Annotated in this window: 12 protein-coding genes; 11 read left to right on the forward strand and 1 reads right to left on the reverse strand. The window is 73.1% G+C overall.

Translation table 11 applies throughout. The features are described 5' to 3' along the window. Positions 1-189 precede the first annotated feature (189 nt). From EST92_RS27070 to EST92_RS27085, 4 genes are all read left to right on the forward strand, one after another. Positions 190-1,062 (forward strand): hypothetical protein, encoded by an 873-nt coding sequence (locus tag EST92_RS27070; RefSeq protein ID WP_254069043.1) that lies wholly within the window; start codon positions 190-192, stop codon positions 1,060-1,062. Continuing rightward, complete coding sequence (gene mycP, locus EST92_RS27075; protein WP_129283387.1) at positions 1,059-2,228, forward strand: type VII secretion-associated serine protease mycosin; 1,170 nt, start codon at positions 1,059-1,061, stop codon at positions 2,226-2,228. Before EST92_RS27070 ends, mycP begins: the two co-directional genes overlap by 4 nt. A gap of 73 nt (positions 2,229-2,301) precedes the next feature. Next, positions 2,302-3,036: an SseB family protein gene (locus EST92_RS27080; protein ID WP_129283388.1), complete on the forward strand. Its 735-nt coding sequence runs from the start codon at positions 2,302-2,304 to the stop codon at positions 3,034-3,036. 116 nt (positions 3,037-3,152) lie between these two features. After that, a complete protein-coding gene (locus tag EST92_RS27085; protein WP_129283389.1) occupies positions 3,153-3,923 on the forward strand; it encodes an aquaporin in 771 nt (256 codons plus the stop codon). 76 nt (positions 3,924-3,999) lie between these two features. Here EST92_RS27085 and EST92_RS27090 read toward each other — a convergent pair whose 3' ends face one another. Continuing rightward, positions 4,000-4,380: a DUF1844 domain-containing protein gene (locus EST92_RS27090; protein ID WP_129245333.1), complete on the reverse strand. Its 381-nt coding sequence runs from the start codon at positions 4,378-4,380 to the stop codon at positions 4,000-4,002. 333 nt (positions 4,381-4,713) lie between these two features. On the opposite strand from EST92_RS27090, the gene infC reads away from it, so the two are divergent. The 7 genes from infC (at position 4,714) to pheT (ending at position 12,306) form a co-directional block, all read left to right on the forward strand. After that, positions 4,714-5,400, forward strand: coding sequence for a translation initiation factor IF-3 (gene infC / locus EST92_RS27095; protein ID WP_129245331.1), 687 nt, complete (start codon positions 4,714-4,716; stop codon positions 5,398-5,400). A 126-nt stretch (positions 5,401-5,526) separates the two neighbouring features. After that, a complete protein-coding gene (rpmI, locus tag EST92_RS27100; RefSeq protein WP_016576627.1) occupies positions 5,527-5,721 on the forward strand; it encodes a 50S ribosomal protein L35 in 195 nt (64 codons plus the stop codon). Positions 5,722-5,825: 104 nt separating this feature from the next. Continuing rightward, positions 5,826-6,209: a 50S ribosomal protein L20 gene (gene rplT, locus EST92_RS27105; protein WP_006607577.1), complete on the forward strand. Its 384-nt coding sequence runs from the start codon at positions 5,826-5,828 to the stop codon at positions 6,207-6,209. 126 nt (positions 6,210-6,335) lie between these two features. Continuing rightward, positions 6,336-7,190, forward strand: a complete 855-nt coding sequence (locus tag EST92_RS27110; protein WP_129283390.1) for an RNA methyltransferase — start codon at positions 6,336-6,338, stop codon at positions 7,188-7,190. 83 nt (positions 7,191-7,273) lie between these two features. Continuing rightward, positions 7,274-8,440, forward strand: a complete 1,167-nt coding sequence (locus EST92_RS27115; protein ID WP_129283391.1) for a PAS domain-containing sensor histidine kinase — start codon at positions 7,274-7,276, stop codon at positions 8,438-8,440. Between the two features lie 216 nt (positions 8,441-8,656). Then, positions 8,657-9,781 carry a phenylalanine--tRNA ligase subunit alpha gene (gene pheS, locus EST92_RS27120; protein ID WP_129245327.1) on the forward strand — a complete coding sequence of 375 codons (1,125 nt, stop codon included), beginning with the start codon at positions 8,657-8,659 and terminating at the stop codon, positions 9,779-9,781. Next, the gene (gene pheT / locus EST92_RS27125) at positions 9,781-12,306 is read left to right on the forward strand and encodes a phenylalanine--tRNA ligase subunit beta (protein WP_129283392.1); all 2,526 of its coding nucleotides are present in this window, start codon (positions 9,781-9,783) and stop codon (positions 12,304-12,306) included. The genes pheS and pheT overlap by 1 nt, the downstream gene beginning before the upstream one ends. Positions 12,307-12,523 lie beyond the last annotated feature (217 nt).

A 12,523-nucleotide genomic window follows, 5' to 3' on the forward strand; every position in this document is an offset into this window, starting at 1 on the left:
CGGTCAACGAAGGACGCTGAGCCATCAGCATAGAGGTGCTGCCTCCGTTCGGCCGCCCGCCCCGCCGCCTTCCGCGACACCGCCGCCTTCCATCTGGCGCACAGTCAGGACCTGTGGAGCGGGCCGGGCGCCCCGTCGCGCCCCGGCGAGCCCGACCCCGCCACCCCGCAGTCGGCCGCCGGTGGCGAAGTGCCCGGCCCCGCCTCCGCGCGCCTGGCACAGCCGCCGTGGGCCCCGGCCCCCCTGCCGGCGCAGGGAGGTGGGCCCGGCGGGCTCCCGCGCCGCGCCCCGGCGAACCGTCCCGGCGCCCGGGCACTGGCCGCCGCGGCCTGCCTCGTCCTCGGCGTCGGCCTCATCGGCGGCGCGGCGGCGGGCAGTTGGCTCACCGACGAGGCCGCCGGCGCCACCCCCGACGCCGCGGCCACCTTCGCCAAGGGCCGCGACGTCTGGCACAACACCCCCGTCGACACCCTCTTCCCGCGTACCGTCCACGGCTTCGGCGCCGGCCCCGGCGGCGCCGACCGGACCTGGAGCCGGATCGCCGTCGCCCCCGACAGCGGCTGCACCGGCGCCTACGACCCCAAGCTCGCCGACGCGCTCGCCCGGGCGGGCTGCGTCCGCCTGCTGCGCGCCACCTACGTCGACGCCACCCGCAGCAGCGTCATCACCGTCGGGGCGCAGATCACCAAGGCCGACCAGGCCGGGATGACGGCGCTCAACACCCGCTTCAGCACCAGGAGTCTGGGCACCCGCACCGACCTGATGCCGCTGCCGTACGCCGCCAGGGACACCCCGGCCGAGGACTTCGGCCGCGCCCAGCGGGCCAGCTGGACCGTCCGGGTGCTCACCGACATCCCGGTCGTCGTCTACGCCGTCTCCGGCTTCGCCGACGGCCGCACCTTCGCCGCGCCGCAGCCCGCCGAGGCCGCGACGAAGCCCGGCGCCACCACCGCCCCGGCCGAATCCGGTCTGGGCCACGACGCCAAGGACCTGGCGGACCGTATCGGGAAGGACTTCCGCACGGCAGCCGGCGGCCGGCAGACCACGGAGGCATCGTCATGACGAAGACCGTGCTGCGCGGCGCCGCCGTCGCACTGTCCTGCGCGGTGCTCGCGGTGCTGCCCGCCGTCCCCGCCCGGGCCGACGCCCTGCGGGCCCAGGAGTGGGCCCTCCAGGCCGTCCACGCCCAGCAGGCCTGGCGCACCACCAAGGGCGCCGGCGTCACCGTCGCCGTCCTGGACACCGGCGTGGACGCCAACCACCCCGACCTCGACGGCCAGGTGCTGCCCGAACAGGACCTGGTCGGCTTCGGCGCCGGGCCCGGAGACACCGCCTGGGCTCAGCACGGCACCGGCATGGCCAGCATCATCGCAGGTCACGGCCATGGTGCCGGCCGCCAGGACGGGGTGCTCGGGCTCGCCCCGCAGGCCAGGATCCTGCCGGTCCGGGTGATCCTGGAGGACGACGACCCACAGCGCGGCCGGGCCCGTACGGAGAAGGCGGGCGCGCTCGCCGACGGCATCCGCTGGGCCGCCGACCACGGCGCCGACGTGATCAACATGTCCCTCGGCGACGACAGCTCGTCCGCACACCCCGAGCCCCGGGAGGACGCCGCGATCCAGTACGCCCTCGGCAAGGGCATCCCCGTCGTCGCCTCCGCGGGCAACGGCGGCCAGAAGGGCAACCACGTCTCCTACCCCGCCGCCTACCCGGGCGTCATCGCGGCCACCGCCGTCACCCATGTGGGCGCGCGCGCCCGCTTCTCCACCCGCCACTGGTACGCCACGGTCAGCGCCCCCGGCTTCGACATCGTCATGGCCGACACCGGGAACGGCTACCTCTCGGGCTGGGGCACCAGCCCCGCCGCCGCCTTCGTCTCCGGCGCCATCGCCCTGATCCGCTCCGCCCATCCCGACCTGAGCCCGGCCCAGATCCGCCGGCTGCTCACCTCCACCGCCCAGGACAGCCCCGAGGGCGGCCGGGACGACGACTACGGTGCCGGGCTGATCGACCCCGCCGCCGCCCTCACGGCCGCGGGGGAGATCGAGCCCACGCCGCAGAAGCCGTTCCCCGCCGCCTACGCCGACCGCTACTTCGGCCCCGGCCCCACCGCCGGCGACGCCGCGGACTCCCCGGTCAACTGGCTCCCCTGGACCGCCGGCGCCGCCGGACTGGCCCTCGTCGCCACCGCGGTCGTCCTCTGGCGCGGCCGCCGGACCCACCCCTGACCGGAACTCCCCCCGGCAGCCTCCGGACCCCGGCCCGCGCCGCGGACACCGCACCCCCGGCCGATACGCTCACGTGGTGCAGAAGAACATCCCCGATTCCGGTTTCGCCGACGACGACGGCTCCGCCGACCCGGTACTGACCGCGGCCCTGGCGGCCTACGAGCGGGACCGCGGCGCCGAGCCGGAACTCCTGGCGGCGCTCGCCGGGGCGCGTGTCCTGGTCCCCGTGGTGGCCGTGCTCGGCGAGGCCGAGACCGGACCCGACGGCCTGCGCCGCGAGAAGAGCAGCGACATGGCCGTCCCCACCCTCCAGGCCCCGGGCGGCCGCCGGGCCCTCCCCGCCTTCACCTCCATGGAGACCCTCCAGCGCTGGCGCGCCGACGCCCGGCCCGTCGCGGTCCCGCTCCAGCAGGCCCTGCTGGCCGCGTCCCACGAGCAGGCGGACACCGTCGTCGTCGACCTGGCCGGCCCGGTCACCTACCAGCTCACCGGCCCCGCCCTGCGCGCCCTCGCCGAGGGCCGTACCAGCGCCGACCCGCTCGCCGACCCGGCCGTCACCGGCGCCCTGCGCGCCCTGCTCGACGCCGAGCCGGCGGTGCGGCTCGCCCGGCTCGTGCCCTCCGGGGAAACCGACGCCACCCTCGCCCTCGGCCTCGCCCCCGACGCGGACCCGGCCACGGTCGCCCAGCGGCTGGCCCGGGCGGTGGCCGCCGACGAGGTGCTGCGAGCCCGCCTGGTGAAGGGCCTGGATCTGGCCCTGCTGCCGCCCGGCGCCACCACCGACGAGGAGCCGCTCTTCCGGCGCTGACACCCCACTGCCGGGGCTCGGCAGCCGCTGCCGGGCCCCGGGCCGCCGACGGGCGGGTTCGTCTCCAGGGCCGCACAATGCGGAGGAGAGCTCAAGATCCACGCGAGGAGAGCCCCATGGAGAAAACGGAGATCTCGACGGTCTTGACCCGCCCGGTCGTGTCCGAGTTCCTCGGCACGTTGCTCCTGGTGTTCTTCGCCGTCGGCTCGGCAGTTCTGGCGGGCGAATACATCGGCACCTTCGGCATCGCGCTGGCCTTCGGCTTCACCATGGTGGCGCTTGCCTACGCGCTCGGCCCGGTCTCGGGCAGCCAGCTCAACCCGGCGGTGACCCTGGGCATGCTGCTGGTCCGCCGGATCACGCTGCGCACGGCCGCCGAGTACTGGATCGCCCAGGTCGTCGGCGGCATCGTCGGCGCGGCCCTGCTCTTCCTGGTCGCCAAGCAGGTCCCGGGCCTGCAGACCCACGCGTCGTTCGGCACGAACGGCTGGGGCGACCGCTCGGCGGTGCATCTCAACCTCGGCGGCGCCTTCGTCGCCGAGATGGTGATGACCTTCCTGCTCGTCTACGTGTGGCTGGCGGTCACCCACAAGGTGGCCGTGATCGGCTTCGGCGGTCTGGGGATCGGCCTGGCGCTGGCCACCGTCCACCTCATCGGCATCCCGCTCGACGGCACCTCCGTGAACCCGGCGCGCTCCATCGGCCCGGCGCTCTTCGCGGGCGGCGCGGCCATCACCCAGCTGTGGCTGTTCATCGTCGCGCCCCTGATCGGCGGCGCCCTCGCGGCGGCGGTGCACCAGGTCACCCACCCGCCGCACGAGCCCTTCCTCATCGCCGACGAAGGCATGCCCCACGACGCCCCGACGGAGCCCCACGAGCCCATCTGACACCCGCCGCCCGCTCTCCGCGCACGGACGGGCCCCGGCCGTGTCCGGCCGGGGCCCGTCCGTGCGGTGTCGCGGACTAGCCGTGGACCGGCCCGGTGTACTTCTCGCCGGGGCCCTGGCCGGGCTCGTCGGGTACCACCGAGGCCTCGCGGAACGCCAGCTGCAGCGACTTCAGTCCGTCCCGCAGCGGCGCCGCGTGGTACGAGCCGATCTCGGTGGCGCTGGCGGTGACCAGCCCGGCCAGCGCCTGGATGAGCTTGCGCGCCTCGTCCAGGTCCTTGTGCGCCTCGCCCTCCTCGGCGAGCCCGAGGTTGACCGCCGCCGAACTCATCAGATGCACCGCGACCGTGGTGATCACCTCGACCGCCGGCACCTCCGCGATGTCTCGGGTCATGGCGTCGAAGTCAGGGGTCGCCGCGTTCGGGGCGTCGGGCTGCTGCGGGGTCTGGTCGCTCATGTCTCGGGCTTCTTCCTGCTGAGGGGTCGCCTCCAGCCTATGGCCAGCGCATCCGGCCCCCGCGTGCGGGCGTGCCCGTGACCGCGGCCCCGCCCGCGGCAACCGCACAGGAGTGGGTGCCACCCCTTGACTCGTGTATCCTGGTGTTCCGACCGGCCGGACACGCATGTGACCGGCCCGCAAGTGGAGGCTCCGATCTCCCACCCGACTGGCCTCACCGGCCGGCGGGTCAATGGTCCGGCTGCGCCCCGCGGAGACTTCGCGACGGTGCTCCAGATCCACGTGGAGCCCCGCCTGTGTCCCGTCCGGGGCATTTTTCATGTACCGGCGCGGTTGGTCACACCGAAAAGACGTTACGCGGCAGTCCGCCAGGCCGTCGCGTGGTGCTACCGAGGAGGATCCATCAGCGCCGAGCCCCGCATCAACGACCGGATTCGCGTCCCCGAGGTGCGACTCGTCGGTCCCAGCGGCGAGCAGGTCGGCATTGTGCCGCTTGCCAAGGCCCTGGAGCTTGCGCAGGAGTACGACCTCGACCTCGTCGAGGTGGCGGCGAACGCCCGTCCGCCGGTCTGCAAGCTCATGGACTACGGAAAGTTCAAGTACGAGTCGGCCATGAAGGCCCGTGAGGCGCGCAAGAACCAGGCGCACACGGTCATCAAGGAGATGAAGCTCCGGCCGAAGATCGACCCGCACGACTACGACACCAAGAAGGGTCACGTCGTCCGGTTCCTCAAGCAGGGTGACAAGGTCAAGATCACGATCATGTTCCGTGGTCGCGAGCAGTCCCGCCCCGAGCTGGGCTTCCGGCTCCTGCAGCGGCTCGCGTCCGATGTGGAGGAGCTCGGCTTCATCGAGTCGAACCCCAAGCAGGACGGCCGAAACATGATCATGGTTCTCGGTCCGCACAAGAAGAAGACCGAGGCGATGGCCGAAGCCCGTGAGGCGCAGGCCGCCCGCAAGGCGACGCGCCAGGGTGGTGCTCCCACGGAGGAGCCCGCCGAGGAGCCCGCCGAGGCGTGATTCCCAGGGCGTGAGCCCCGGATTCATGCCGGGGCACCCCGCCCCGGACACCAACCGATACATCTGACGCTCCCGCCAGCCCGGTCCGTCCCGGTGGGAGCGCCACTGACGAGGAGAGAACGGCGCATGCCGAAGAACAAGACGCACAGCGGTGCCAGCAAGCGCTTCAAGGTCACCGGCTCCGGCAAGGTGCTGCGTGAGCGCGCCGGCAAGCGCCACCTGCTCGAGCACAAGTCGTCCCGCGTGACGCGTCGCCTCACCGGCAACGCCGAGATGGCCCCGGGCGACGCCGCGAAGATCAAGAAGCTTCTCGGCAAGTGAGCCGCCGCGCCCCGCAGGACGTACGGGGCGCGCGACTTCGACCGGGACCCCATCGATTCGGGCCGTGTGACGACAACCACGGCCCCGCTACAAGGAGTTAACAAGTGGCACGCGTCAAGCGGGCAGTCAACGCCCACAAGAAGCGCCGGGCGATCCTCGAGCAGGCCAGCGGTTACCGTGGCCAGCGCTCCCGCCTGTACCGCAAGGCGAAGGAGCAGGTCACCCACTCCCTCGTCTACAACTACAACGACCGCAAGAAGCGCAAGGGCGACTTCCGTCAGCTGTGGATCCAGCGGATCAACGCCGCTGCCCGCGCCAACGGCATGACGTACAACCGCTTCATCCAGGGTCTGAAGGCCGCCAACATCGAGGTGGACCGCAAGATCCTGGCCGACCTCGCGGTGACGGACGCCAACGCGTTCGCCGCGCTCGTCGAGGTCGCCCAGAAGGCGCTTCCGAGCGACGTCAACGCCCCGAAGGCTGCCTGAACCCCGGCCTGACGACGTTGTGACGCGGACCCGCAGGCCCCGGCCTGCGGGTCCGCCGCTTTTCCGGACCGGATCCCGCCCGGTCCGGGCCCCACGCACCGAAACAACAGAAGCGAGCCGCCGCCCATGGGCACCCCCGAGCTGATCTCCCCGCGTTCCCCGCGTGTCACCGCCGCCCGGCGGCTGGCCCGCCGCGCCTTCCGCGGCAAGGAGCGCCGGTTCATCGCCGAGGGGCCGCAGGCCGTACGGGAGGCCATCGCGCACCGCACGGACGGGGTGCCCACCCTGATCGAGCTGTTCGCCACCGTCGAGGCCGCCGAGCGGCACACCGAGATCGTCGGGGCGGCCCGCGCGGCCGGGGTGCGGGTGCACCTCGCCGACGACCGGACCATCGCCGACATCTCCCAGACCGTCACCCCGCAGGGCCTGCTCGGCGTCTGCCACTTCCTGGACTCGCCGTTCGAGGAGATCCTCGCCGCCCGCCCGCAGTTGATCGCGGTGCTCGCCCACGTCCGGGACCCCGGCAACGCCGGCACGGTGCTGCGCTGCGCGGACGCCGCCGGTGCGGACGCGGTGGTGCTCACCGACGCCTCCGTGGACCTGTACAACCCCAAGTCGGTGCGGGCGTCGGTCGGTTCGCTCTTCCACCTCCCGGTCGCGGTGGGCGTACCGGTCGAGCGGGTGGTGGAGGGACTGCGGAACGCCGGGGTGCGGATCCTCGCCGCCGACGGGGCGGGCGACCGTGACCTGGACGCCGAACTGGACGCCGGCTCCATGGGCGGGCCCACCGCCTGGGTGTTCGGCAACGAGGCCTGGGGACTGCCGGAGGAGACCCGGGCGCTGGCCGACGCCGTCGTGCGCGTCCCGATCCACGGCAGGGCCGAGAGCCTCAACCTCGCGACGGCCGCCGCGGTCTGCCTCTACGCCTCCGCCCGCGCCCAGCGCGGCACCGGCGGATGCCGTGCGGTGTCACCCGCCTGAGGGGCGTAGTCCGGATCCTCGCGGCACGGGTGGTGTGAGCTAGTAGGCTTGCGTGCCCGGGGGCCCGGAAGGGGGTAACGGGGATGAGTGTGAGGACTTCCGGCACCACAGCCACTGCGGGCGGCCGCCCGTCCGGCGGACCGCCGCGCGAGCCGTCGCCCGCCACGGCCGGAGCAGCGGACGCGGACGCCATGGGGACCGGTCTCGGGCTGGACCCCGACGATCTGCCCGACGGCCTGGTGGTCGCCGATGAGACCGGCCGGGTGATCTGCTTCAACGCCGCGGCGGCCAGGATCACCGGCATCGCCCCCGAGGACGCGCTCGGCCACCCTCTCGAACACGCCCTGCCGCTGCAGGACATCGAGGGCCGCCGCTGGTGGCGGCTCACCGACCCCTACGGCGGGCCGGCCATCCGCCGTGGCCAGCCGGAGCGCAATCTGCTGCTCGGCGGCCGCGAGGTGCTGGTCTCCGCCCGCTACGTCCGCAGCGGGCCGACCGGCCCCGTCCAGCGGCTGGTGATCGCGCTGCGCGGCACCGAGGCGCGGCGTCGTACGGAGCTCAGCCACGCCGAACTGATCGCCACCGTCGCCCATGAGCTCCGCTCGCCGCTGACCTCCGTCAAGGGGTTCACCGCCACCCTCCTCCAGAAGTGGGAACGCTTCACCGACGATCAGAAGCGGCTGATGCTGGAGACGGTGGACGCCGACGCCAACCGGGTCACCCGGCTGATCGCCGAGCTGCTGGACATCTCCCGGATCGACTCCGGGCGGCTGGAGGTGCGCCGGCAGCGGGTCGACATGAGCGCCGCGGTCCGCCGGAACGTCCAGGCGCAGACCACCGCCGGCCAGCGCCCCGACCGCTTCCTGATCCGGATGCTGGAACCGCTGCCCGATTTGTGGGCGGATCCGGACAAGGTCGACCAGGTGCTGGGCAACCTGCTGGAAAATGCGGTGCGCCACGGCGAGGGGACCGTCACCATCGAGGTCGGACCGGTATCGGACGCGACCAGCACGGAGGGGACGAGCGTCACCGTGAGCGATGAGGGCCCCGGCATCCCCGAGGAGTCGATGAGCCGCGTCTTCACCCGCTTCTGGCGGGGCAGCAAGCGCGGCGGCACCGGCCTGGGCCTCTATATCGTCAAGGGCATCGTCGAGGCCCACGGCGGGACGATCACGGTCGGCCGGGCGCCGGCCGGCGGCGCGCAGTTCCGATTCAGCCTGCCCGTCGCGGCCCCGGCCTTCCTGGCCTGAGGCCCCGCGCCGGGCGCCCCGCAGGGGCTCGGGCCTGCCGCGTGGCCCGTCCCCCTTAGACTTGACCTTTGGCACCTTTGGCGCACAGGCATCGCGGGCACCGCGCGGGCTCGGCATCCGACGTCTCCGAGCGACGTCCGGTCATCGACGTTTGTGAACGAAGAGCCGAGGCGAAGCGAGCCAAGCCAAGCCAGTCCACCGGAAGCACGGGAAGAGATGTCCGCACCCAATAAGTCGTACGACCCTGTCGAGGTCGAAGCCCTGAAACCGGAAGAGATCGCCGCCCGGCTGGACGAGGCGCTGGCCGCCATCGCCGCCGCGGACGATCTGGAGGCGCTGCGTGAGGTGAAGGTCGCGCACACCGGCGACCGCTCGCCGCTCGCGCTCGCCAACCGCGAGATCGGCGCCCTGCCGCCGCACGCCAAGGCGGACGCCGGCAAGCGCGTCGGCCAGGCCCGCGGCCGCGTGAACCAGGCGCTCAAGGCCCGCCAGGAGGAGCTGGAGGCGGAGCGCGACGCGCGCGTGCTGGTCGAGGAGGCCGTGGACGTCACGCTGCCCTACGACCGCACCCCGGCCGGCGCCCGGCACCCGCTGACCACCTTCATGGAGCGGGTCGCGGACGTCTTCGTGGCGATGGGCTACGAGGTCGCCGAGGGCCCCGAGGTCGAGGCGGAGTGGTTCAACTTCGACGCCCTGAACTTCGTGCCCGACCACCCGGCGCGCCAGATGCAGGACACCTTCTTCGTCCAGGGCAACGGCACTGAGGGCGATGAGTCCGGTGTCGTGCTGCGCACCCACACCTCGCCGGTCCAGGCCCGGACGCTCGTCGACCGCGAGCCGCCGGTGTACGTCGTCTGCCCGGGGCGGGTCTACCGCACCGACGAGCTGGACGCCACGCACTCCCCGGTCTTCCACCAGATCGAGCTGCTCGCCGTCGACGAGGGCCTGACCATGGCCGACCTCAAGGGCACGCTCGACCACATGGTCCGGGCGCTCTTCGGCCCGGACATGAAGACCCGGCTGCGGCCGAACTACTTCCCGTTCACCGAGCCGTCCGCCGAGATGGACATGGTCTGCTACGTCTGCCGTGGCGAGTCCGTGGGCAACCCCGACCGTCCCTGCCGTACCTGCTCCAGCGAGGGCTGGATCGAGCTGGGCGGCTGCGGAATGGTCAACCCCAAGGTGCTCATCGCCTGCGGAGTCGACCCGGAGAAGTACAGCGGCTTCGCCTTCGGGTTCGGCATCGACCGGATGCTGATGTTCCGGCACAACGTGGAAGACATGCGTGACATGTTCGAAGGCGACGTCCGGTTCACCCGGCCGTTCGGGATGGAGATCTGATGCGGGTCCCGCTTTCTTGGCTGCGGGAGTACGTCGACCTGCCGGCCACGGCAACCGGTCGTGACGTACAGGAAAAGCTCATCGCGGTCGGCCTGGAGGTCGAGACCGTCGAGCGCCTCGGCGAGGGCCTCAAGGGCCCGCTCGTCGTCGGCCAGGTGCTGACCATCGAGGAGCTGGAGGGCTTCAAGAAGCCGATCCGCTTCTGCACGGTCGACGTCGGCCGGGCCAACGGCACCGGCGAGCCGCAGGAAATCGTCTGTGGCGCGCGGAACTTCTCCGTCGGCGACAAGGTCGTGGTGGTCCTCCCCGGCGCCGTGCTGCCCGGCGACTTCAAGATCGCCGCGCGCAAGACGTACGGCAAGACCTCGCACGGCATGATCTGCTCCGGCGACGAGTTGGGCATGGGCGACGACGGCACGCACGGCATCATCGTGCTGCCGCCCGAGTACGAGGTCGGCACCGACGCCATCGCGCTGCTGGAGCTCGTCGACGAGGTGCTGGACATCGCGGTCACCCCGGACCGCGGCTACTGCCTGTCGATGCGCGGTGTCGCCCGCGAGACCGCCACCGCCTACGGTCTGCCGCTGCGCGACCCGGCGCTGCTCGACGTCCCGCCGCCGAACTCCGGCGGCTACCCCGTCCAGGTCTCCGACCCGATGGGCTGCGACCGCTTCACCGCCCGCACGGTCGCCGGCCTGGAGCCCGAGGCGCGCACCCCGCTCTGGTTGCAGCGCCGGCTGCAGAAGGCCGGGATGCGCCCGGTCTCGCTGGCCGTCGACATCACCAACTACGTGATGCTGGAGCTCGGCCAGCCGCTGCACGCCTACGACCGGACCACGGTGTCCGGCCCGATCGGTGTCCGGCGGGCGACCCCGGGCGAGCAGCTGACCACCCTCGACGGCACCAAGCGGGTGCTCGACGCGGCGGATCTGGTCATCACCGACGACCGCGGCCCGATCGGGCTCGCCGGTGTCATGGGCGGCGCGAACACCGAGATCGCGGCCGCAGCCGCCGACCCCGAGACCGGGCGGCTGCGCGGCACCACCGATGTCGTGATCGAGGCCGCGCACTTCGACGCGCTCTCCATCGCCCGTACGGCCCGCCGGCACAAGCTGTCCTCGGAGGCCGCCAAGCGCTTCGAGCGCGGCGTCGACCCGGAGGCCGCGTCCGCCGCGGCCCAGCGGGCCGTCGACCTGCTGGTGCTGCTCGCGGGCGGTACCGCGGAGGAAGGCGTCACGGAGATCGTCACGCCCAGCGGGCCGCGCACGATCACCGTCTCCGCCGACCACCCGGACAAGGTCGCCGGTGTCGCCTACGGCCGGGAGACCGTCGTCCGCCGACTGCAGCAGGTCGGGTGCGATGTCTACGGCCAGGACGAGCTGGTCGTGACCGTGCCGTCCTGGCGGCCCGACCTCAGTGAGCCGAACGACCTGGCCGAAGAGGTCATCCGGCTGGAGGGCTACGAGAACCTGCCCTCCACCCTCCCGCTGCCGCCGGCCGGCCGTGGGCTGACCGAGCGTCAGCGGCTGCACCGCAGGGTCGGCCGGGCGCTGGCCGGTGCGGGCTATGTCGAGACCCTGAACTACCCGTTCACCGGCTCACACGTGCTCGACCAGCTCGGCATCGAGCAGGACGACCCGCGGCGCGCGGCGGTCACCCTCGTCAACCCGCTCTCCGACGAGGAGCCCGACCTCCGTACGACGCTGGTCCCGGGGCTGCTCGGCGCGCTGCGCCGCAACTACGGCCGCGGTACGCACGACCTCGCGCTCTTCGAGACCGGCCCGGTCTTCCGGGCGAGTGGTGACGAGAAGCCGGCCAGCCGGCTGGTGGTCGACCGCCGGCCGACCGACGACGAGATCGCCTCGCTGGACGCCTCGCTGCCGCAGCAGCCGCGGCGCGCCGCCGTGGTCCTCGCCGGGGGCCGGGAGCAGGCCGGCTGGTGGGGCGAGGGACGCCCCGCGAACTGGGCGGACGCCATCGAGGCGGGCCGTACGGTCGCGCGGGAGGCGGGCGTTGAGCTGATCGTCCGTCAGGACCAGCACGCCCCGTTCCACCCGGGCCGCTGTGCCGCGCTGCTGGCCCTCGTCGACGGCGAGGAGGTGCTCGTCGGCAACGCAGGTGAGCTGCACCCGCGGGTCACCAAGGCGATGTCCCTGCCGGAGCGCACGTGCGCGATGGAGATCGACCTGGACCGTCTGGAGCGGGCCGGCACCGGCCCGCTGCGCGCCCCGAAGATCTCGGCCTTCCCGGTCGCGACCCAGGATGTCGCGCTGGTGGTCGACGACTCCGTCCCCGCGGCGGAGGTCGAGAGCGCGCTGCGCGAGGGTGCGGGTGAACTGCTGGAGTCGCTCCGGCTGTTCGACGTCTTCACCGGTGAGCAGCTCGGCGCGGGCAAGAAGTCGCTGGCGTACGCGCTGCGTTTCCGTGCCGCCGACCGGACGCTGACCGCGGAGGAGGCCTCGGCGGCCCGTGACGCGGCGGTCGCGACGGCCGTGGAGCGGACCGGGGCGGTGCTGCGCGGCTGAGTGTGGGCGCTGCCCACGACCGCCGCAACGGCGTGCTGAAGGCCGAGGGCGCAGACGGTATGGCCGTCTGCGCCCTCGGCATGTGCGGTGTGCGACCGCTGGGTCCTGCGGGGCCGGTGGGGCGTACCCGGGGTGGGGAAGACGGCCGTGGAGCGGACCGGGGCGGTGCTGCGCGGCTGAGTGTGGGCGCTGCCCACGACCGCCGCAACGGCGTGCT

The organism is Streptomyces sp. TM32 (assembly GCF_004122755.1).
GTDB lineage: Bacteria > Actinomycetota > Actinomycetes > Streptomycetales > Streptomycetaceae > Streptomyces > Streptomyces sioyaensis.

Coding starts and splice junctions, on each gene's coding strand:
- mycP (WP_129283387.1), top strand. CDS start 1,059: ATGACGAAGACCGTGCTGCGCGGCGCCGCCGTCGCACTGTCCTGCGCG.
- EST92_RS27085 (WP_129283389.1), top strand. CDS start 3,153: ATGGAGAAAACGGAGATCTCGACGGTCTTGACCCGCCCGGTCGTGTCC.
- EST92_RS27090 (WP_129245333.1), bottom strand. CDS start 4,380: ATGAGCGACCAGACCCCGCAGCAGCCCGACGCCCCGAACGCGGCGACC.
- rpmI (WP_016576627.1), top strand. CDS start 5,527: ATGCCGAAGAACAAGACGCACAGCGGTGCCAGCAAGCGCTTCAAGGTC.
- EST92_RS27110 (WP_129283390.1), top strand. CDS start 6,336: ATGGGCACCCCCGAGCTGATCTCCCCGCGTTCCCCGCGTGTCACCGCC.
- EST92_RS27115 (WP_129283391.1), top strand. CDS start 7,274: ATGAGTGTGAGGACTTCCGGCACCACAGCCACTGCGGGCGGCCGCCCG.
- pheS (WP_129245327.1), top strand. CDS start 8,657: ATGTCCGCACCCAATAAGTCGTACGACCCTGTCGAGGTCGAAGCCCTG.
- pheT (WP_129283392.1), top strand. CDS start 9,781: ATGCGGGTCCCGCTTTCTTGGCTGCGGGAGTACGTCGACCTGCCGGCC.